This is a genomic window from Streptomyces sp. NPDC001220 (genome assembly GCF_053597895.1).
Map to the genome: position 1 here is coordinate 33,972 of NZ_JBSFJE010000014.1, position 20,885 is coordinate 54,856.

Below are 20,885 nucleotides of genomic sequence, written 5' to 3' on the forward strand. Positions count from 1 at the left end.
GGCGTACCTTCCCGATGGATCGATCGATAGGTCATCGAGCAAGGCCGACGTTGCAGCGTCGGTCGGGAAGGCACGCCGGTGCTTACGGTAGTCAACGAGGACGGCACCATGCCAAGCGGCAGTTCACCGCTGGATGAGGTCGTTCGGGAAGGGGCACGGCGGATGCTCGCCGCCGCGCTGGAGGCAGAAGTCAACGCCTACATAGCCGAGTTGGCTCATGAGTGCGACGACAAGGGGCGGCGCCTGGTGGTCCGTAACGGCTATCACCAGCCCCGGCAGGTCACCACCGCAGCCGGCGTAGTCGAGGTGACGGCGCCGCGGGTGAACGACAAGCGCGTCGACGAGCAGACCGGCGAGCGCAAGCGGTTCTCGTCAGCGATCCTGCCGCCGTGGTGCCGCAAGTCCCCGAAGATCAGCGAAGTGCTTCCGCTGCTCTACCTGCACGGCCTGTCCTCTGGCGACTTTGTGCCCGCCCTGGAGCAGTTCCTCGGCTCCTCCGCTGGGCTCTCGCCGGCGACGGTCACCCGGCTGACGACGCAGTGGCAGGCCGACCACGCCGCCTTCATGGACCGCGACCTGTCCGACGTCGACTACGTGTACGTGTGGGCCGACGGCATTCACCTCAACGTCCGCCTCGAGGAGGCCAGAGCCTGCGTCCTGGTGCTCATCGGGGTCCGCGCCGACGGCTCCAAGGAACTGGTCGCGCTCAAGGACGGCTACCGCGAATCCGCTGAATCCCGGGCGGACCTGATGCGCGACTGCGCCCGCCGGGGCATGCGCGCCCCGGTCCTGGCAGTCGGTGACGGCGCCCTCGGGTTCTGGAAGGCCCTGGCCGAGGTGTTCCCCACCACCCGCGAGCAGCGGTGCTGGGTTCACAAAACCGCAAATGTGCTCGACTGCCTCCCGAAGTCCGCGCAGCCCGGCGCGAAGAAGGCGATACAGGACTTCTACAACGCCGAGGACCGCGACCACGCCGAGACAGCGGTCAGGACGTTCGAGAAGCTCTACGGCGCGAAGTTCCCCAGGGCCGTCAAGAAGATCACCGATGACCAGGAGCAGTTGCTGGCGTTCTTCGACTTCCCCGCGGAGCACTGGATCCACCTTCGGACGACCAACCCGATCGAGTCCACGTTCGCCACCGTCCGGCTGCGGACCAAGGTCACCCGCGGTGCCGGCTCCCGCACCGCTGCCCTGGCGATGGTCTTCAAGCTCGTGGACTCCGCCCAGGCCCGCTGGCGGGCTGTGAACGCACCCCACCTCGTCGCACTCGTCCGCGCCGGAGCCCGCTTCGAACGCGGCTACCTTGTTGAACGCGATGAGGTGAATGCCGCGTGAGCCGACCGACGCCCGCTGAGGCGCCATGGATGGTTCTGATCGGCCCGGCCGGCACCGGGAAAACCACTCTCGGCCAAGAGATCGCGGCAAGAACGCAAAGACCGTTCGTCGATCTGGACGCCGTCGCGGACAGGTACTACGCCGAGGCGGGATGGAGCATCGCCCAACTCCGCGAGCGCATCGCCGCTGTCGGACGCCTCGCGGCCGAAGCCGAGTGGGAACCAGCCCGAGCACACGCCGTGGCACGTGCCGTCGCCGACCACCCCGGAGCCGTCATCGCGCTGGGCGCAGGCCATACCAGCTACACCGATGACCAGCAGCTGGCTGCGGTCCGCACCGCGCTGAGCTGCTGTCCAGACGTCATCCGGCTCCTGCCCTCTCCCAACCGCAAGACTTCACTGAACGTCCTACGGCAACGCTGCACGGTGGACAAGGGACGATCTTGGATCATCGACGGACATGACTTCCTCGCCCACTGGCTCGACGACCACGGCGTCCAAGTGGTCGCGACACGGACGATCTACACGCTGGACGAGACGCCCGCCCAGACCGCAGCACGACTGCTCCGAGACACCTGATCGGGACACGACGAACACAACAGACCACAGGTATTGACGATTACTCATCAAGTATGTATGTCTGCGACAAAATTGATCACCAATGCCGACGGCAGCCGACGTCGGATGAACCGGGGTGATGCCGCCTTGGTGACACAAGGAACCCGGTCCTGACGGGTTACGCAGCTTCTGCAGTGCGAACACAGAAGCGGCACGAAGATGATCTTGTCGAGCGCTCAACAGGAGTTCGCAGCTCCACCGTGGGCACTATGCTGAGGTTACCGCACCGCCTCTGAACTATGCCCCGTCACGAAACAATTGGATGTTGAGCTGCCGAAACAGTGCTGCCCCGCCTCGTTCTGAGAGGCGGGGCAGCACTGATCTAGGCGGCAGCGGGCGGCTCCTGATCATCCGCAGAAGGTGGCAGCTCAGGTTTCTTGAAGCGTTCCCACGCGTCGCGGGCCTTCCCGGCGGATTCGATCACATCCGGGACCTGGTCCAGCAGCCCCTTCGCAGCGAAGAGCAGCACGGAAGCCACGCCAGCGATGGCGAGAATGATGATGATGGCGGTGCCGTCCACCGATCCTTACCTTCCCTGTCATGGGTGTCGGATCGGGTGCGCAGGCAGCCTCGATCCGAACCCTTACGGTTCGGACCGAGACACCTGCACTGACGTGTGGCGCAAATGTTCTCGGTGTTCAAGCGGGCCTACTCGTCGGCCCATTGTTCAAGCGTGGCGTTCGCGCCTTTGAAATGCGGTATGTCGTCAGACCCTGTGGAGGTCACGTCAGAGCGCGGCGGCGTAGTTGCACCGCGCCCAGCCAACCAGTCTGATTAACCGGACCTGGTCCCGTTCGCGGGTCTACCAGGTGCGGGGGGTGAAAGTCCCCACACCTACAGGTTAGCGCATGCCGACGTGATCTTCGTCAGTAAGTAACTAAGCCCCACTACGGTCGAATTGGGGCGAAGCTCAGGCGCTGGTCAGGGCGTAGGTGAGGGGGCGTCAGCCGGGGGAGGTGTAGCGGTGGTGGGGGCAGGTGCAGCGGCGGATCAGGAGGATGCCCCGGCTGCGGGGGAGGGGGATGTTGCGGGTCTGGCTGCACCTCTTGTGCCAGTCCGAGCAGCCCGGCCGCTGGGCCAGCGCGCACTCCGCGGACATCGCGGAAGTGTCCTCGGTGCGGCCGGTCATCCGAAGATCCCGCCGCTGCTGAAGGTGTTCATGGCGCGGGTCCGCTCGGCCACGGCCTGCAAGCGTTCCTCGTCGGTGGCGCGACGGACCAGAGCGGGGTCGGCGTCCCATTCTCGTCCGCCAGCCACCGGCCGCAGCTGGACGTACGGACCCTCGCGCCCCATGGCGTACCCGAGCTGGTCGCTGGCCGTGTCGATGACCAGGGTGCCGGCTGGCGGTTCGACGTCCTCGGCGGTCACTTGCCGGGCTCCTTCTCCAGCGCCCTGGCGAGGCGCACGGCGACGTCCGCGCGTACCCGTCCCAGCTCGACCAGTTGCAACCCGGGCGACGCCGGGTCCACCCTCAGCGAGGGGAAGACGATCCCCGCAGAGTCCAGGGCGGCTCTGAGCGTCTCGACCGCCGCCTGTGTGTCGCCGATGTCCTTCGTCTTCTTCGGTGCCATGAAACGGACGCTAGAGCTCGGGCGTTGGGGAAGGCGATGGAAGTTGCGCGAAGTTGCTTGACGCCTCTCCCAGGTTACGAGAGGTTGCTGATAAAGGTCGCCGGAACCCAGGTCGGCGGCCACCGGACTCGGACAAGCTGTGGGATCAGTCCTCTGACGAAGGGAACTGGTCATGACCCGACGACTGCGCTTCAACGGCACGGGCAGCGGCGTCAACGGGTGCCCTGCTGTGCACGAGGATCTCGACTCGGGTGAGGTCATCGTGCACGGCCCGGCGCTCACCGACCCTGCGGACCTCGGCCAGCTCCAGCACCTGAACGAGGGTGAGGTGCCCATCGTGGTGCCCCGCGCTCTCCTCGTCGACTTCGGGCCGAAGGAGGTCAACCGGGTGCCGGACATCATCGGGCTGGACGAGTTCGACCGGCTCTTCACCCAGTTCAAGCACACCGCCTGGCGGCTGGAGACACGGCGCCGGTACGCCTCCGACGAGGCCACCGCCACCTACGCCAGTTCACCCGTGGCGAGCCTGTGAGCTGGGACGGAGTGGACGCCGCATCGTGCGCCGAACGCCTGGAGCAGACCGCGATGGGCAAGCGGTTCGAGCGTGCCCGCGTCATCGACAGCCCGCCGACCGCCGGACAGCTGTACCTCCTCGAAAACGCCCGGCGTAACAGTGCCGTCGGCGAGAAGATCTTCAGCCTGCCGCGCTCTGACGCCAACCGCGCGAGCCTGCCCGGAGAGGACTTCTGGCTGTTCGACTCCCGGCTGGTCGCTCTCCTCAACTTTGATGACGCAGACAACCTGCTCAACGTCGAGCTGATCACCGAGCCCGCAGCGGTCCTGCGGTATGCCCAGGCCCGGGACGCTGCCATGCACCACGCCATCCCGTACGAACAGGTCGCGGCGCAGCTGGCCGCGAAGGAGTAAGGCAGGCCGCTGATCGGTGAGCACGGACTACCAGCAGGTGCGCGAGGCGCTCGGCGTGCGGCTGCGCGAACTCCGGCTGTCGGCCCCGGGCGGCCGGCTCACCGGTCAGCAGCTGGCCGACGCGTACAGCTGGAACAAGTCGAAGGTCACCAAGCTGGAGAACGGCAGGCAGACCCCCACGACCGATGACCTGCGCAAGTGGGCCGACGCCACCGGCCAGCCCGAGGCGTACGACGAGCTGCTGGCCAGGCTCCGGGGGTTCGAGTCGCACATCCGGTCCTGGCGTCGGCAGCTGGCCTCGGGGCACAAGCCGGTGCAGGACACCCACCTCGGGGCGCACGCCGACGCCTCGGTCTTCCGGGGCTGGGAGTCCTCCATGATCTTCGGCATCCTGCAGACGCCGGACTACGCCCGGTCGATCTTCACCCGGTACGCCGAGCTTCAGCGGTCGCCGCGCGACACCGAGGAAGCCGTCCGCTCCCGCATGAAGCGCCAGGAAGCCTTGTACGACTCCTCGAAGCGATTCCACCTCATCCTCTGGGAGGCCGCCCTCCGCGCCATGGTCTGCCCGCCCTCGGTGCTCCTGGCCCAGCTCGACCGCCTCTCGGGCGCCATCGGCCTGGACACGGTCAAGCTGGGCATCATTTCGCTGTCGGCGTCCCTGAAGACCCCGCCGGCCACCGCATTCTGGATCTACGACGACCGCCAGGTGATCGTGGAGAACTGGCACGCCGAACTCTGGATCGATGACGCTGACGCTCTTGCCCTCTACCTCCGCACCTGGCGCACCCTCCGCGAGTCCGCCGTCTGCGGCTCTGACGCCCACAACCTCATCAACTCGGCCCGCCGTGCCCTCAATTCCCTCTGAGACCCGAGGCGGCCCGGTTGTCGTCACCCAGCGCTACCGTGAACTGAGTTAGCTGAGCGTCAGGTGGGGCGATCGGGGGCCGAGGAATGGCGACGACTACAGACGACGGGGACGACCCCATGGAGAGACCGTACGACCCGGACCCCGTCGCGCAGGCCATCAGAATGGCCAAGTGGGCTTTTCGACAGAACTCTTCGGTTTCACCGGAACAGGTCGCACAGTACTCGCTGGACCGGATCGGGCAACACGCCGCCGCTGCACAAAGAGAACAGCAGGTCGTGCAGACGGCAGGCGAGGTCAATAACGTCTTCATCTCGCAGGGGGGCCACCTTGCCCATTCTGCGGACCCTGTCGACGGAAGCCCGAGTCTCGCCGAACTGCGTCAGAAGTTTCACTTCGACGTTCTGAAGCTCAAGATGATGCATGCCCAGTGGATGATCTTCATCAGTGTGTTCGCCGTGGCGGTCGGTGTCGTGGCGATGGTTGCCGGTGTCGTCATGGCGTTTGCGAACACGGGCAGCCCGCACGGCTACGTAACGGGGGCTTCGGGGCTGGCCGCCAGCCTGGGTGGCGGTGCGCTGCACCGGCACGCGAAGCGCGCGATGGCCGACCTCACCGAGGCGGTCAAGCGCAACGAGGACAAGATTGATGTGGACCACCAGATCGAGGTGGCTACAACGCTCATCGACCGCGTGCAGGACAAGGGCGTTAAGGACCGTCTGAACTCGGCGGCGGCTTTGAAGGCGCTGAACATCCACCCGAATGCCGACACGATGTTCAACAGCTTGCTCGCAGGTGAGCCGCCTAAAGAGATCGAGCCGGGCGAGACCGACCGCTGACGGCGAAGCCCCGGGGCGCCGGCTGCACCTCGGGGCTTCCGCACGTTCACAACACCTTGAGGGCCTTCAGCACTGCCAGACACAGCAGCAGGCAGCCCCCGAAGGAGCCCCCGCCGTACAGAACGGCTTGACTGGCAGAAGTGCCGGGGGCGTGACTCAGCCACGCGGCCACCATGGCGACGATGACGGAGAACAGGGCGCAGACGACGACCACGAGCACCTTGACGCCGAGAGAGAGGTTCAACGGTCCGGGTTACCTTTCCGGTGGTTCGGACCTTCGGCACGCAGCCCTCAGCCCGACCACCACGTGATGTACGTGAGGTCTTGCTGAGGCCATGCCGACGCATCTTGGCTCTCGGTGCCTAGCCAGGGCTCTCTCGGGCAGTGCTCCCTTTAGGGTCAGAGGGTCGCAATCGCACGCGTGGTCGCCGAGGCCAACGTTGGCCCGTTGCCCCTGCCCGGGAGGCGTCGGGTCCCGGGGAGCGTGTCGGTAGGGGTCTCAACTCAACAGTACCCGGTGTGAAGTGAGTTGCTGGCCAGGAAGTGTGGTTCCCGGGACAGTGTCTCCCGGGCTCGGTCTGCCGGGTGCGGCCCGCCGCACCGCCCGGCCCGGAGAGGCCACCGGAGACCGACGGAAGACCGGGGCGAGCCCACCGCTGGCTGGGTGCCCCGCGTGCGACGGCGGTCAGCTCCTGGGCGAGCGGCTGGTCCCGGACGAGCTGAGTGGCGAGGCGTGGGCGCTGGCCGAGCCGGTTGTGAAGGCGTCGGAGCCCGCCAACTGCGGGTGCCGGCCAGGTCGCACGATGCTCGACGCGATGTTCTATAGGGCCCGCACAGGTTGCCTCTGGGAGCAGCCCCCGGAGCGGTTCGGCCCCCGGAAGGGCCTCTACTTCCGGTATAGGACGTGGCGCACCTGCGGGGTCTGGGACCAGGTCATGGCCGCCCTGCCGAACTCCGGCCAGCCCGTGTGGGTCCCCAACCTCGCGCCCGCGCTGCGCATTGAGGGACGGGTGGAGCCCGCATCCTTTCCCAGGAAGAAGAGGTACCCCTGGAAATGGGTGTGCCTGGGCCTATGACAAGCGTCGTCTCTGCCGGGCCTCGTTGGTGGGCCGGGCTCCGATACTCCAGGCTGTCCGTTGAGGTCAGTCGCCCTCCTGGCCGGGCACGGTGTTGTTCGGGAAGGCGGAGGAGAACGCCCCTGTTCTGGGAGCGGCTGAGTCCCGAACACGGGTCCGGGACTCAGTACCGGGACTACCTCGACCTGAGGCTCGGCAGAGAGCGTCAGGTCGCCGTCTGTGGCTGTATCGCCCCCACCTTCGCGCTAGCGCCCGGGCCGCGGCCCGGCTGCCGGAGCAGGAGTGCCACCCCCGCCGCCAGCATCGAGATGCCGCCGGCCAGGGCGTACGCGCCGTTGTAGCCCCAGGCGCCGACGACCATGGAGCCGAGGCCGCCGCCGAACAGGCCGCTGACGAGCTTGCCGCTGTAGACCAGGCCGTAGTTGGTGGCGTTGTAGTTCTCGCCGAAGTAGTCCGGGGTGAGGGCGGCGAACAGGGGGTAGAAGGCGCCGCCGCCGAAGCCGGAGAGGAAGGCGAAGAACAGGAACAGCCACTCGCTCTTCACGTCTCCGGCCCAGATCACGCCGAACTGGGCCAGGCCCAGCACGACGATGACGAAGACCAGCGTCGGCTTGCGGCCCAGGCGGTCGGAGAGCCAGCCGACCACGCCGCGGCCGATGCCGTTGATGACCGCCATCACGCCCATCGAGGAGGCCGCGACCAGCGGGCCGAAGCCGACGTCCTTGGCGAAGTCCACCTGGAAGGAGATACCGAAGATCGAGACGCCGGCCGTCATCACGATGGAGATCCACATCAGCGGGAGCATGCCGGTGCGGATCGCCTCCTTCGGCGTGAACTGCCGTACCGCGGGCGGGTTCTTGACGAGCGCCGTGGCGCTCTTGGCGTCGCCCGTCTGGGAGAGCGGGTCGATGTCGGCCGGCCACCAGTTCTTCGGCGGGTCCTTGAAGAAGAACGCGGTGACCAGGACCACGACCATCACGTAGGCGCCGATGAGGTCCAGGACGCGGTGGTAGTTGGCCGTGTCGAAGGCGTAGTTGAAGATGAAGATGAAGGGGAGTGAGCCGTAGGCGAAGCCGCCGTTCACGAACCCCGTGCGGGCGCCCCGGCGTTCGGGGAACCACTTGCCGACCATGTTGATGCAGGTCGCGTAGACCAGGCCGGAGCCGAGGCCGCCGATCACGCCGAAGCCGATGATCGCCAGCCATATCTCGCTGATGTGGGAGAGGGCCAGGAAGCCGATCAGGCACATCACGGAGCCGGTGTACATCGCCCGGCGGGCCGTGAGGACGCCCTTCTCACGCAGCCAGCCCGCCGGGAAGGCGATGCCGGCCTGGAAGAACACCCAGATGCTCAGGATCCAGAAGGTGTTGGACTGCGTCCAGCCGTGCGCGTGGGACAGGGTGTCCTCCGCGGAGCCGTACGCGTACTCGAAGACGCTGATGGCCATCATGGCCACCCACGGGAGGTACACCATGAGGTTGCGGGAGTGGCCGAGGATGTCCCGGTCGGTCTCCCCGATCCGGTACACCCGGCCGCGGGCGTCCGTCACCTCTCGGTACGGACGCCGTTCGGCACCGGTGCTGTTCGTGGCTACAGGGTCTGCCGTCATGTCACGCCATCTCCTCGCCGAGCGGATGCGGGTTGGGGACGATGCGCCGGGCGCTTGGCCTGCCCGGTGCCTTGAGGAAGAGGGCCAGCACTGCGGAGGCCAGGCCGACGGAGCCCGCGAGCACGAACGCGCCGTGGTAGTCCCACTCGCCCACGACGACCGCGCCCAGACCGGAGCCCACCAGGCCGGAGATCAGCTTGGAGCTGTAGACCATCCCGTAGTTGGTGGCGTTGTTGTTCTCACCGAAGTAGTCCGCCGTCATGGCCGCGAAGAGCGGGAAGATCGCACCGCCGCCGAACCCGGAGACCATGGAGCAGAACAGGAAGAACGGCATGCTGCCCATCTGGCCGGAGACCAGCACACCGAACTGCGCGCTGCCGAGCACGATGCACACGATGATGAGCGTGTTGCGGCGGCCGTACCGGTCGGAGATCCAGCCGATGACCCCGCGGCCGGTGCCGTTGACGATCGCCTTCAGGGACATGGCCGTGGCCACGATCCCACCCGCGAACCCCATGTCCTTGCCGAACGGCACCTGGAAGGCGATGCCGAAGATGTTGATCCCGGCCGTGCACAGCAGGCAGAACCACATCATCCACAGGACGGGCGTACGGGCCGCCTCCTTCGGGGTGTACTGCTTGACGGCGGGCGGGTTCTTCTCCAACGCCCGCCTGATCCGGAGATCCTGAGTGGCCTTCAGGGGTTCGACATGCGGCGGCCACCAGTTCTTCGGCGGGTCCTTGAAGAACCAGCCGGCCGACGCCACCACCAGACACAGTCCGACGCCGACCGTGGTGAGCAGGACCTTGTAGTTGCTCAGGTCGAGGACGGAGGTGAAGAGGAACACGAACGGCACGGACCCGTAGGCGAAACCGCCGTTCACGAAGCCCGTCTTGCCGCCCTTGCGCTCCGGATACCACTTGCCGACCATGTTCACGCAGGTCGCGTAGACGAGACCGGCGCCGACACCGCTGCACATGCCGAAGCCGAGATAGGCGACGACCACGTTCGGCGCGAACGCCAGCGCCACATAGCCCAGCAGCGTGCCGACCGCACCGATCAGCATGGCCGTACGCGCGGGGAGCCGTCCGCTCTCCCGCAGTTGCCCGGCCGGGAAGGCCACGGCCGCCTGGAAGAACACCCAGACGCCCATCAGCCAGAAGATGTGCCCGCTGCTCCACAGATGTGCCTCGTGCAGCGTGTCCTCCGCCGACGTGAACGCGTACTCGGCGGAACTGATGCCCATCATGCCCACCCAGGGCAGGATGACCATCCACTTGCGTGCGCGGCCCATCAGATCGACGTCGGTCTCGCCGATCCGGTATGTGCGGCCGTTGCGGTCCGTCACCTCCCTGAAGGGGACGGACGCCGTTAGATCGATGGATGACATGTTCGTTCAGCACCCCTTGCGTCGAAAGCTCTGGCCAGCGCCCCCTGTCCAATGCCTTTCGTGCGCGCACGGGTCCCGGGGCCGGCCGCAGCGCACCGCCGGCCGGCCCCCTCCTCGGCTAGGTCATGAGCCGCCCCCCAGCAGTCCGGCCGCCCGCGCCCAGCGGTACTTGGCGCCGAGCACGGCCACCGGCCGTTCGGTCGTGTACGGGTACGCCACGACCCCCCGCTCGTACAGGTACTGGCAGGCCTCCTCGACCTCGACGTCCCCCGCGAGCGAGGCGACGACCGGCTTCTCGATGCCCCGCTCCCGGAACTCCGCGACCACCCGCGCGGTCAGCTCCGCGAACACCATCGGCGGGGTGACGATGGTGTGCCAGTAGCCGAGGACCAGGGCGTGGATGCGCGGGTCCTCGAGGCCGAGCCGGATCGTCGCCTCGTACGTCGACGGCGGCTCGCCGCCCGTGATGTCCACCGGGTTGCCCGCGGCTCCGAACGGCGGGATGAAGCGGCGGAACGCCTCGTCCAGGTCCGGCGGTATCTCCATGAGGGACAGGCCGTTGTCGGTGATGGCGTCGGACAGCAGCACCCCGCTGCCGCCCGCGCCGGTGATGATCACGACGTTGTCGCCCTGCGGGGCAGGCAGCACCGGCAGGCCGCGCGCGTACTCCAGCATGTCGTTCAGGCCCGGCGCCCGGATCACCCCGGCCTGCCGGAGGATGTCGTCGTACACCGCGTCGTCGCCCGCGAGCGCGCCCGTGTGCGAACCGGCCGCCTTGGCACCGGCCGCCGTACGGCCCGCCTTGAGGACCACGACGGGCTTCTTCGGTACGGTGTTTCGCGCCGCCTCGACGAAGGCGCGGCCGTCCTTGAGGTCCTCCAGGTGCATCGCGATGCACTCGGTGTGCGGGTCCTCGCCGAACCAGGTCAGCAGGTCGTCCTCGTCCAGGTCCGACTTGTTGCCGAGGCCCACGATCGCCGACACACCCGTCTTGGTGGTGCGGGCGAAGCCGAGGATGGCCATGCCGATCCCGCCCGACTGCGAGGTCAGCGCCACGCCGCCCTTCACGTCGTACGGGGTGCAGAACGTGGCGCACAGGTCCTGCCAGGTGGAGTAGTAGCCGTAGATGTTCGGGCCGAGGAGACGGACGCCGTACCGTTCGCCGATCGCGACGATCTCCTCCTGGAGTTCGTGTTCGCCGGTCTCCGCGAAACCGGAGGGGATCAGGACGGCGTTGGGGATCCTCTTGCGGCCCACCTCCTCCAGCGCCGCTGCCACGAACCTGGCGGGAATGGCGAAGACTGCCACGTCCACCTCTCCGGGAACGTCCGTGACACTCTTGTACGCCTTGCGGCCCAGAATGTCATCGGCCTTGGGGTTCACCGGATGGATCTCCCCGGCGAAGCCGCCGTCGACCAGGTTGCGCATCACCGAGTTGCCGATCTTGCCCGGCTCGTTGGAGGCGCCGATCACGGCGACCGAGCGGGGCTGCATCAGCCGGCGCATCGAGGTGAGGATCTCCTCGCGCGCGTACTTCCGGCGTGGCGGCGGCTGCTTCCCGGCGAGGATGATCCTGATGTCGGCGGCGACCGCGCCCTCCGGAGTGGCGATCACCGGGTTGAGGTCCACCTCGGCGATCTCCGGGAAGTCCGCGACCAGTTGGGAGACGCGCCGGATCTGCTCGGCGACCGCCCACCGGTCCACACCGGCCTGCCCGCGCACCCCGCGCAGCACCTCGGCGGCCTGGATGGAGTCGAGCATGGAGAGCGCCTCGTCGGCGGAGACGGGCGCCAGCCGGAAGGTGACGTCCTTCAGGACCTCGACCAGCACCCCGCCGAGCCCGAAGGCGACGACCTTCCCGAAGGTGGGGTCGGTGACCGCGCCGACGATCACCTCCGTGCCCTTCGGCAGCAGTTCCTGGACCTGGACGCCCTCGATCCTCGCCTCGGCGGCGTAGGCCTTGGCGTTCTCGACGATCCGGTGGAAGGCCGCGCGCACGTCCGCCGCGCCCTCGACCCCGACGATCACCCCGCCGGCATCGGTCTTGTGCAGGATGTCCGGCGAGACGATCTTCATGACGACCGGTCCGCCGAAGCGTGCCGCGTGCGCCACCGCCTCGTCGACGTCCCTCGCCAGCTCCTCGCCCGGTACGGTGATCCCGTACGCGTCGGCGATCACCTTGCCCTCAGGCGCCGTGAGCGCGTCACGGCCCTCCGCGCGTACGGAGTCGAGGAGGTGACGGACCCGCAGCTCCCGGTCCTCTGCCATCACGTCAGATCACTCCGTTCGACTTGAGCAGGCGCAACTCTTCGTCGCTGAGACCGAGTTCGCCGATGTAGACCTCTGCGTTGTGCTCGCCGAGCAGCGGCGAACCGGTCACGTCCACAGGGGAGTCGGAGAGCTTGAGCGGACTGCCGACGGTGACGAACTCACCGCGCTCGGGGTGTGGGACGGTGACCACCATCTCGTTGGCGACCAGCGACTCGTCCTCGATGATCTCCTTGGTGGAGAGGATCGGCCCGCACGGGATGTTGTGGGCGTTGAGCCTCTCCAGCACCTCCCACTTGGGGAGCGTCGAGGACCACTCCTCGATCAGCTGGAACATCTTGTTGAGCTTGGGCAGGCGGGCCTCCGGGGTCGCCCACTCCGGGTCCTCCGCCAGCTCCGGCCGGCCGATCAGCCGGGTGATCGGCTGCCAGCCGACGGGCTGCACGATGACGTACACGTAGTCGTTCGGACCGCCCGGCGCGCACTGCACCGCCCAACCGGGCTGACCGCCGCCGGAGGCGTTGCCGGAGCGGGGCACCTGGTCGCCGAAGTCCTCGTTGGGGTACTCGGCGAGCGGTCCGTGCATCAGCCGCTGCTGGTCGCGCAGCTTGACCCGGCAGAGGTTGAGCACGGCGTGCTGCATGGCGACGTTGACCCGCTGGCCGCGTCCGGTCCGCTCCCGCTGGAAGAGCGCCGCCAGTATCCCGGCTACTGTATGCACCCCGGTGCCCGAGTCACCGATCTGCGCGCCCGTCGCCAGCGGCGGCCCGTCCTCGAAGCCGGTGGTCGCCATCGAGCCGCCCATCGCCTGGGCGACGACCTCGTACGCCTTGAAGTCGGTGTACGGGCCCTCCCCGAACCCCTTGATGGACGCGTACACGATCCGGGGGTTGATCTCCTTGATGCGGTCCCAGGTGAACCCCATCCGGTCGACCGCGCCCGGCCCGAAGTTCTCCACCATCACGTCCGAGCGGCGGATCAGCTCGGTGAGGAGTTCCTTGCCGCGCTCGGTCTTGGTGTTGAGGGTGATGCTCCGCTTGTTGCAGTTGAGCATCGTGAAGTAGAGGGAGTCGACGTCCGGGAGGTCACGCAGCTGCTTGCGCGTGATGTCACCGGTCGGCGCCTCCAGCTTGACGACGTCCGCGCCGAGCCAGGCGAGCAGCTGGGTGGCGGACGGCCCCGACTGGACGTGCGTCATGTCGAGGACGCGGATGCCTTCGAGTGCCTTGGTGGTCATCGGCGTTCACCTCACTTGTACATGGTCTGGTTCATGGTTCCGGGGGCGTACGCGTCCGGGTCGACCCAGACGTTGATCAGCGACGGCTTGCCGGACTCCCGGGCCCGGCGCAGGGCGGGGCCGATGTCGGCGGGGTCGCGGACCTCCTCGCCGTAACCGCCCAGCATCTGGGCGAACCTGTCGTAGTGGACGTCCCCGAGGGTGTTGCCGATCCGCTCGCGCTCCTTGCCGTACTTGGCGGCCTGGCCGTAACGGATCTGGTTCATCGAGGAGTTGTTGCCGACGATCCCGACGAAGGGCAGGTCGTAGCGGACCAGGGTCTCGAAGTCCCAGCCGGTGAGGGAGAACGCGCCGTCGCCGAAGAGGGCGACGACCTCCTTGTCGGGCCGCGCCTGCTTGGCGGCGAGCACGAAGGGGACGCCGACGCCGAGGGTGCCGAGCGGGCCCGGGTCCATCCAGTGCCCAGGTGACTTGGGCTGCACGACCTGCCCGGAGAAGGTGACGATGTCGCCGCCGTCGCCGATGTAGATCGAGTCCTCGGTGAGGAAGTCGTTGATCTCGCTGACCAGGCGGTACGGGTGGATGGGCGAGGCGTCCGACCGCAGCTGCGGCAACCGCTTCTCGATCGCGGTCTGTTCGGCGGCCCGCAGCTCGTCGAGCCACTCCTTGCGCCGGGAGGCACCACCGTTGCTGTATCCATTGAAAGCGTGCCCCGAGGCGGCCTCGGTCACGGACTTCAGGACCAGCCCCGCGTCGCCGACGATCCCGAGGTCGATGTCCCGGTTCTTGCCGACCGTGCGGTAGTCGAGGTCGATCTGGACGACGGTGGCGGCGGGGGAGAGGCGCTTGCCGTAGCCCATCCGGAAGTCGAAGGGCGTGCCGACGATCACGATGACGTCGGCGTTGGAGAACGCGTACCGGCGGGAGAGCTGGAAGTGGTGCGGGTCGCCGGGCGGCAGGGTGCCGCGTCCGGCGCCGTTCATGTACGCCGGGATGTTGAGGGTCCTGACCAGCTCGATGGCGGCCTCGGTGCCCCGGGTCGTCCAGACCTGGCTGCCCAGCAGGATGGCCGGTTTCTCCGCGTGCACGAGGAGGTCGGCGAGCTTCTCGATCGCCTCGGGGTCGCCGGCCGAGCGGGTGGAGGCCCGGTAGGCGCCGGACCGGGGGACGCGCGCCTTCTCCGCCGGGACCTTGGCGTCCAGGACGTCGCGCGGTATCTCCAGGAAGGAGGGGCCGGGGGCGCCGTGGTAGCACTCGCGGAACGCCATCGAGACCATGTCGGCGGCGCGGGCGGTGTCCGGGACGGTCGCCGCGAACTTGGTGATCGGCGCCATCATGTCGACGTGCGGCAGGTCCTGCAGGGACCCCATCTTGTGCTGGGTGAGCGCCCCCTGGCCGCCGATCAGCAGCATCGGGGACTCCGCGCGGAAGGCGTTGGCGACCCCGGTGACGGCGTCGGTCGTCCCCGGCCCCGCGGTGACGACCGCGCAGCCCGGCCTGCCGGTGATGCGTGCGTAGCCGTCGGCGGCGTGCGCGGCCACCTGCTCGTGGCGGACGTCGACGACTTCTATGCCCTCGTCTACGCAGCCGTCGTAGATGTCGATGATGTGGCCGCCGCAGAGGGTGTAGATGCGGTCGACCCCCTCGGCCTTCAGCGCCTTGGCAACGAGATGACCACCGGAAATCACGTCCTGGGTGTCGTCGGGCATGGCGAAGTCCTGTCCCTTCGTAGGGGGTTGGATGCCGTCTTCGTACATTGCATACAGTCGACGAATACTGTATGAAGCTTGTTATCCCGCATCCGGTGGGTGGTGTCCAGGGGGCGTGCGGCACTTTTCAGTCATCGGAGTTCGGCCTCGCGATGACTTCTGGATGACTTCGCAGACAGGAGCCGGAATGGACCTGTACGAACACCAGGCAAGGGAACTCTTCGAGGAACACGGCATCGTGGTGCCGAGGGCCGAGGTCACCGACTCGCCCAAGGAGGCCCGGGAGATCGCCCGCAGGCTCGGCGGCCGGGTCGTAGTGAAGGCGCAGGTCAAGACCGGTGGCCGGGGCAAGGCGGGCGGCGTCAGGCTCGCCGCCGACCCGGCCGCCGCGGAACTGACGGCCCGCCAGATCCTGGGCATGGACATCAAGGGGCACACGGTCGGCAAGGTGATGCTGGCCCAACCGGTCGAGATCGAGAGCGAGTTCTACGTCTCGTACGTCCTCGACCGGGCGGCCGGCGGCTTCCTGGCGATCGCCTCCGCCGAGGGCGGTATGGAGATCGAGGAGGTGGCCGCGACCCGCCCCGAGGCGGTGGCCCGCATCCCCGTCGACCCCGCGGTCGGCGTCACCTCCGCCAAGGCCCAGGAGATCGCCGGCGCCGCCGGACTGCCGCCGCAGACGGTCGACGTCCTGGTGCGGCTCTGGCAGGTGCTCGTCCGCGAGGACGCCCTGCTCGTCGAGGTGAACCCGCTCGTGCGGACCACGGAGGGCCGGATCCTGGCGCTCGACGGCAAGGTCACCCTGGACGACAACGCCCGCTTCCGGCAGGCCCGTTGGGGCGAGGAGGAGGGCGGGCACCGGGACCCGCTGGAGGCGGTGGCCGCCGCCCGCGGCCTCAACTACGTCAAGCTGGACGGCGCTGTCGGCATCATCGGCAACGGCGCCGGCCTGGTGATGTCCACCCTGGACGTGGTGGCCGGCTGTGGCGCGAGGCCCGCCAACTTCCTGGACATCGGCGGCGGAGCCTCCGCCCAGATCATGGCCGACGGACTGTCGGTGATCCTCTCCGACCCGGCCGTGAAGTCGGTCTTCGTCAACGTCTTCGGCGGAATCACGGCGTGCGACGCGGTCGCCGACGGCATCGTGCAGGCCCTGGAGACCGTCCGGCTGACCAAGCCACTGGTGGTCCGGCTCGACGGCAACAACGCGGCCCGCGGCCGGGCGATCCTCGACGGCCGCGCGCACCCCCTGGTCGAACAGGCCACCACCATGGACGGCGCCGCCCGCCGCGCGGCCCAACTCGCCACCACAACCTGAGGAGACGGGACGACATGGCGATCTACCTCACCAAGGAGAGCAAGGTCCTCGTCCAGGGCATGACCGGCGGCGAGGGCATGAAGCACACCCGGCGGATGCTCGCCGCCGGGACGGACGTCGTCGGCGGCGTCAACCCGCGCAAGGCGGGCCAGAGCGTCGACTTCGACGAGCGTGCGGTCCCGGTCTACGGCACGGTCGCCGAGGGCATGGCCGCGACCGGCGCCGACGTCACGGTCGTCTTCGTGCCACCCGCCTTCGCCAAGGCGGCGGTGCTGGAGGCCGCCGACGCCGGTATCGGCCTCGCGGTGGTGATCACCGAGGGCATCCCGGTCCACGACTCCGTCGCCTTCACCGCGTACGCCCGCGGCAAGGGCACCCGGATCATCGGCCCCAACTGCCCCGGACTGATCACCCCCGGCCAGTCCAACGCGGGCATCATCCCCGCCGACATCACCAAGCCGGGCCGGATCGGACTCGTCTCCAAGTCGGGCACCCTGACCTACCAACTCATGTACGAACTGCGCGACATCGGCTTCTCCACCTGCGTGGGCATCGGAGGAGACCCGGTCGTCGGCACGAGCCACATCGACTGCCTGGCCGCCTTCCAGGAGGATCCCGACACCGAACTCGTCGTCCTCATAGGGGAGATCGGAGGCGACGCGGAGGAACAGGCCGCCGCCTACATCCGCGACCACGTCACCAAGCCGGTCGTCGGCTACATCGCCGGGTTCACCGCGCCCGAGGGCCGCACCATGGGTCACGCGGGCGCCATCGTCTCCGGTTCGGCCGGCACCGCGCGGGCCAAGCAGGAGGCGCTGGAGGCGGTCGGGGTGCGGGTGGGGAGCACACCGACCGCCACCGCGCGGCTGGTCCTGGACCTGCTGGACGCGCGGCAGCCGGAAGGGAGCTGAGCCATGGCCCTCGGCGCTTCGATCCCTCTGATCCAGAAGCCCGGCACCGCGTGGAGCGACGCCTGGGCGCGCTGTCTCGCTCTCGCCCCCGAGGCCTTCCGGGACGACCGGGTCCTCAACCTCCACACCGGCACCTGGCAGCCCGACGGCCGGCCGCTGCCCGCGACCAGCCCCGTCGACGGCAGCCCCATCGCCGGCGCCCCACGGCTCGACCGCGGCACCGCCCACCGGGCCGTCCGCGCCTGCCTCGACCAGCACCGGGCCTGGCGGCACGTCCCGCTGGACGAGCGCCGGGCCAGGGTGGCCGCCACCCTGGACGCCCTGACCGAACACCGCGAACTGCTCGCCCTGCTCCTGGTCTGGGAGATCGGCAAGCCCTGGCGGCCGGCCCAGGCGGACGTGGACCGGGCGATCGACGGGGTGCGCTGGTACGTCGACGGCATCGGGCCGATGCTCGCGGGGCGCGCCCCGCTGGACGGCCCGGTGTCCAACATCGCCAGCTGGAACTACCCGATGAGCGTGCTCGTCCACGCGGTACTGGTCCAGGCCCTGGCGGGCAACGCGGTGGTGGCGAAGACCCCGACCGACGGCGGCGTCGCCTGTCTCACCCTGGCCTGCGCGCTGGCCGCCCGGGAGGGCCTGCCGGTGACGCTGCTGAGCGGCAGCGGGGGCGAGCTTTCCGAGGTGCTGGTGCGGGCGCCGGAGATCGGCTGTGTCTCCTTCGTCGGAGGCCGGGACACCGGGGCCGCGGTGGCCACCGCCGTCGCCGACCTCGGCAAACGGCACGTACTCGAACAGGAGGGGCTCAACACCTGGGGCATCTGGAACTTCACCGGCTGGGAGGCGTTCACCGCCGTCGTCCCCAAGCTCTTCGACTACGGCAAACAGCGCTGCACCGCCTACCCGCGCTTCGTCGTCCAGCGCGAGCTGTTCGACGAGTTCCTGACCGCCTACCTCCCGGCGGTCCGGGGGCTGCGCGTGGGCCACCCCCTTGCGGTCCGCGACCCCGCCGACCCGCTGCCCGAGCTGGACCTCGGGCCGGTGATCAACGCGGCCAAGGCCAAGGACCTGACCGACCAGGTGGCCGAGGCCGTCGACCGCGGCGCCGTCCCACTGCACCGCGGCCGGCCGGCCGACGCGCGCTTCCTGCCCGGCCAGGACACGTCGTCGTACGTCCACCCGGTCACTCTCCTCAACCCGCCCCGGTCCTCCCCGCTCCACCACGCGGAACCGTTCGGCCCGGTCGACACGATCGTCCTGGTCGACACCGAGGCCGAACTGCTGGCCGCCATGAACGCGTCCAACGGCGCGCTGGTCGCCACGCTCTCCACCGACGACGAGGCCACCTTCGCGAGGCTGGCCCCGCAGATCCGAGCCTTCAAGGTCGGCCACGGCAAGCCACGCTCTCGAGGCGACCGGGACGAACTGTTCGGCGGCTTCGGCGCGTCCTGGCGGGGCGCCTTCGTCGGCGGCGAACTGCTGGTGCGCGCGGTGACGCAGGGGCCGGCGGGGGAGCGGCTGCCGGGCAACTTCCCGGAGTACCAGCTCATGCCCTGAGGGCGAGGGCGAGGGCGAGGGCGAGGGCGGGGGCGAGGACGGGGCGGGGGCGGGGCGGCGACCGTGGCCCGGGTCGCCGCCGGGTCGTCGTACGACGCCGGGACCCGGACCTGGACCCGGACCTGGACCGAGCGGATGATCTCCGCCGGATCCTGGCCGGTCCGGCGCAGGGCGCGTCCGGCACTGGGCGCGCCCAGCGGCGACCCCCACGGTGTCGTGCGGCGCCCCCCACGGTGTCCTGCGGCGCCCCGGGCGCGGTCCGCACGTCGGCGTACCCGGCGTACCCGGCGTACTCGGCGTACGGTCGGGGCCGCCGCCGAACTGAGCCGGTAGCGGGTCGGGTACGTACCGTGAGGGGGCGCCGACCTGCGGATATGCCGACGGAAACGCAGGTGAAAGGCACTCCGAAAGCTTGGTATTGTTGTCCCTGTCGCCGCGGGGAACACCCCCGGTCAGGTGGCAGACACCTGGTCCGGGTGGCGGAATGGCAGACGCGCTAGCTTGAGGTGCTAGTGCCCTTTATCGGGCGTGGGGGTTCAAGTCCCCCCTCGGACACAAACTCTGGATGGTGTTGGTCGAGCCTCGACCGACACCATCTCTTTGTCGTGGTCGTATGTGAGGCGCAGCCCCAGCTGTAGGTACAGTTCCGCCTTTTCGCCTGGCTCGGACTGTCGCAGGAGCGGCAGCAAGCCGCCGATTCCACACGGACCGCCGGGTTTTCCCGTTTGGGCTCCCCTTCAGGTCCTCCGGCGGGGCAGGCACCCTCGCAGCACCGGCGATGACCCCATTCCCCACGCAGTTACGCCTCACGGGCCCCGCGCACAGACAGGCACCTGCCTATCCGTCCGCCGACGTGACCGCACGACCGGCACCGGCGACTCCGTCGTAGAGGCACCGCCGTCCGCCTCCCTTGTCAGCTCCGCGTTCCCTTTGTCCGTTCCGCGTCGTGACGCCAGTCCAGGCGCACGCCGCCAGCCGCTCCGGCGGAGTGGGAAGCACCCGTTGTGTGGGGACGTCGATGGCCGTTGCCCCGCCGCCTCGTCGTCCTGCCGGGTGCCCGTCGCACCCGGAACCCTGGCGGTTCGTGACTACAAGGCTGTCGGGACGGGCGCGCACCCATGTCTGGCCCGGGAGTGGCGGAGTCGCCGACTCTGGTGCGCGGATCTGATGTTTGATTTTGTTGCACTGCACCACTTCCCCGTGGAAGGCCTACTGATGACGTAGGAAACGGCAGTGGATTCATACATGGGATGGATGTCGTGACGGGTGGCCTGGTCGTCAGTGTGTCGTCTTACGCTCCACTCGCTGGAACAGTCGGAATCATGGTCCTGCCGGAAGGGCCGGTCAAGAGTCGCGGCAGTTAACTGATGTGACTTACATGGGATCTCTCGATTGAGCGACGGCGTCGTATCGCCTTGCCTTAGCAGGTGATGTCGGGACTATTGACTGTGCGGTTGTGAGGCAGTTTCCTGTGTCTCGCGTTTGATTGTGCGCCATCTCGTTGGATGTGATGGTCATGGGATCAAGCCGTCGGTGTGAGCAGCCGCAGCGGGAGGAGCGTGCGGCGGGGGCGCCCCTCCTTCTCGCGGACGGAACGTGTCGCACGGTCGCCAACGGCCGCACCTACGATCGAAAGATGCTGACATGTTCAGA

At 68.6% G+C, this 20,885-nt stretch carries 18 protein-coding genes, 1 tRNA gene and 1 pseudogene; 10 read left to right on the forward strand and 10 right to left on the reverse strand.

Annotated features, from left to right (window positions below; genetic code table 11):
- The first annotated feature begins 78 nt into the window (after positions 1-78).
- A complete protein-coding gene (locus ACWDGI_RS30435; protein WP_450764429.1) occupies positions 79-1,335 on the forward strand; it encodes an IS256 family transposase in 1,257 nt (418 codons plus the stop codon).
- Positions 1,332-1,913, forward strand: coding sequence for a shikimate kinase (locus ACWDGI_RS30440; protein WP_450764431.1), 582 nt, complete (start codon positions 1,332-1,334; stop codon positions 1,911-1,913). The genes ACWDGI_RS30435 and ACWDGI_RS30440 overlap by 4 nt, the downstream gene beginning before the upstream one ends.
- 361 nt (positions 1,914-2,274) lie before the next feature.
- Here ACWDGI_RS30440 and ACWDGI_RS30445 read toward each other — a convergent pair whose 3' ends face one another.
- The 4 genes from ACWDGI_RS30445 to ACWDGI_RS30460 form a co-directional block, all read right to left on the reverse strand.
- A complete protein-coding gene (locus ACWDGI_RS30445) occupies positions 2,275-2,472 on the reverse strand; it encodes a hypothetical protein (RefSeq protein ID WP_450764433.1) in 198 nt (65 codons plus the stop codon).
- Positions 2,473-2,895: 423 nt separating this feature from the next.
- Positions 2,896-3,081: a hypothetical protein gene (locus ACWDGI_RS30450; RefSeq protein ID WP_450764435.1), complete on the reverse strand. Its 186-nt coding sequence runs from the start codon at positions 3,079-3,081 to the stop codon at positions 2,896-2,898.
- Positions 3,078-3,320, reverse strand: coding sequence for a hypothetical protein (locus ACWDGI_RS30455; RefSeq protein ID WP_450764850.1), 243 nt, complete (start codon positions 3,318-3,320; stop codon positions 3,078-3,080). Before ACWDGI_RS30455 ends, ACWDGI_RS30450 begins: the two co-directional genes overlap by 4 nt.
- Positions 3,317-3,523, reverse strand: a complete 207-nt coding sequence (locus ACWDGI_RS30460) for a hypothetical protein (protein WP_450764437.1) — start codon at positions 3,521-3,523, stop codon at positions 3,317-3,319. The genes ACWDGI_RS30455 and ACWDGI_RS30460 overlap by 4 nt, the downstream gene beginning before the upstream one ends.
- 172 nt (positions 3,524-3,695) lie before the next feature.
- On the opposite strand from ACWDGI_RS30460, the pseudogene ACWDGI_RS30465 reads away from it, so the two are divergent.
- The 3 genes and pseudogenes from ACWDGI_RS30465 to ACWDGI_RS30475 all read left to right on the forward strand — a co-directional run bounded on the left by ACWDGI_RS30465 (position 3,696) and on the right by ACWDGI_RS30475 (position 6,157).
- Positions 3,696-4,450 (forward strand): annotated as a pseudogene (locus ACWDGI_RS30465) (DUF6879 family protein).
- A gap of 16 nt (positions 4,451-4,466) precedes the next feature.
- Positions 4,467-5,318: a helix-turn-helix domain-containing protein gene (locus ACWDGI_RS30470; RefSeq protein WP_450764439.1), complete on the forward strand. Its 852-nt coding sequence runs from the start codon at positions 4,467-4,469 to the stop codon at positions 5,316-5,318.
- Positions 5,319-5,437: 119 nt separating this feature from the next.
- Positions 5,438-6,157, forward strand: coding sequence for a TRADD-N-associated membrane domain-containing protein (locus ACWDGI_RS30475; protein ID WP_450764441.1), 720 nt, complete (start codon positions 5,438-5,440; stop codon positions 6,155-6,157).
- 46 nt (positions 6,158-6,203) lie between these two features.
- On the opposite strand, the gene ACWDGI_RS30480 is transcribed toward ACWDGI_RS30475, so the two are convergent.
- Positions 6,204-6,401 (reverse strand): hypothetical protein, encoded by a 198-nt coding sequence (locus ACWDGI_RS30480; RefSeq protein ID WP_450764443.1) that lies wholly within the window; start codon positions 6,399-6,401, stop codon positions 6,204-6,206.
- A gap of 511 nt (positions 6,402-6,912) precedes the next feature.
- Between ACWDGI_RS30480 and ACWDGI_RS30485 the strand changes: the two genes are divergently transcribed.
- Positions 6,913-7,233: a transposase gene (locus ACWDGI_RS30485; protein WP_450764445.1), complete on the forward strand. Its 321-nt coding sequence runs from the start codon at positions 6,913-6,915 to the stop codon at positions 7,231-7,233.
- Between the two features lie 205 nt (positions 7,234-7,438).
- Here ACWDGI_RS30485 and ACWDGI_RS30490 read toward each other — a convergent pair whose 3' ends face one another.
- The 5 genes from ACWDGI_RS30490 to ACWDGI_RS30510 form a co-directional block, all read right to left on the reverse strand.
- The gene (locus tag ACWDGI_RS30490; protein WP_450764447.1) at positions 7,439-8,842 is read right to left on the reverse strand and encodes an OFA family MFS transporter; all 1,404 of its coding nucleotides are present in this window, start codon (positions 8,840-8,842) and stop codon (positions 7,439-7,441) included.
- A 1-nt stretch (position 8,843) separates the two neighbouring features.
- Positions 8,844-10,232, reverse strand: coding sequence for an OFA family MFS transporter (locus ACWDGI_RS30495; protein WP_450764449.1), 1,389 nt, complete (start codon positions 10,230-10,232; stop codon positions 8,844-8,846).
- 123 nt (positions 10,233-10,355) lie between these two features.
- A complete protein-coding gene (locus ACWDGI_RS30500; RefSeq protein WP_450764833.1) occupies positions 10,356-12,500 on the reverse strand; it encodes an acetate--CoA ligase family protein in 2,145 nt (714 codons plus the stop codon).
- Between the two features lie 4 nt (positions 12,501-12,504).
- On the reverse strand, positions 12,505-13,737 hold the full coding sequence (frc, locus tag ACWDGI_RS30505; RefSeq protein ID WP_450764451.1) for a formyl-CoA transferase: 1,233 nt from the start codon (positions 13,735-13,737) through the stop codon (positions 12,505-12,507).
- Between the two features lie 11 nt (positions 13,738-13,748).
- The gene (locus tag ACWDGI_RS30510) at positions 13,749-15,446 is read right to left on the reverse strand and encodes a thiamine pyrophosphate-binding protein (RefSeq protein WP_450764453.1); all 1,698 of its coding nucleotides are present in this window, start codon (positions 15,444-15,446) and stop codon (positions 13,749-13,751) included.
- Positions 15,447-15,633: 187 nt separating this feature from the next.
- Between ACWDGI_RS30510 and sucC the strand changes: the two genes are divergently transcribed.
- The 4 genes from sucC to ACWDGI_RS30530 all read left to right on the forward strand — a co-directional run bounded on the left by sucC (position 15,634) and on the right by ACWDGI_RS30530 (position 19,787).
- Positions 15,634-16,764 (forward strand): ADP-forming succinate--CoA ligase subunit beta, encoded by a 1,131-nt coding sequence (sucC, locus tag ACWDGI_RS30515; protein WP_450764455.1) that lies wholly within the window; start codon positions 15,634-15,636, stop codon positions 16,762-16,764.
- A gap of 14 nt (positions 16,765-16,778) precedes the next feature.
- Entirely contained in the window at positions 16,779-17,675 is an 897-nt protein-coding gene (sucD, locus tag ACWDGI_RS30520) for a succinate--CoA ligase subunit alpha (protein ID WP_450764457.1), read from the forward strand.
- Positions 17,676-17,678: 3 nt separating this feature from the next.
- On the forward strand, positions 17,679-19,232 hold the full coding sequence (locus ACWDGI_RS30525) for an aldehyde dehydrogenase family protein (protein WP_450764459.1): 1,554 nt from the start codon (positions 17,679-17,681) through the stop codon (positions 19,230-19,232).
- Between the two features lie 470 nt (positions 19,233-19,702).
- Positions 19,703-19,787 (forward strand) — tRNA-Leu (locus ACWDGI_RS30530).
- Positions 19,788-20,885 lie beyond the last annotated feature (1,098 nt).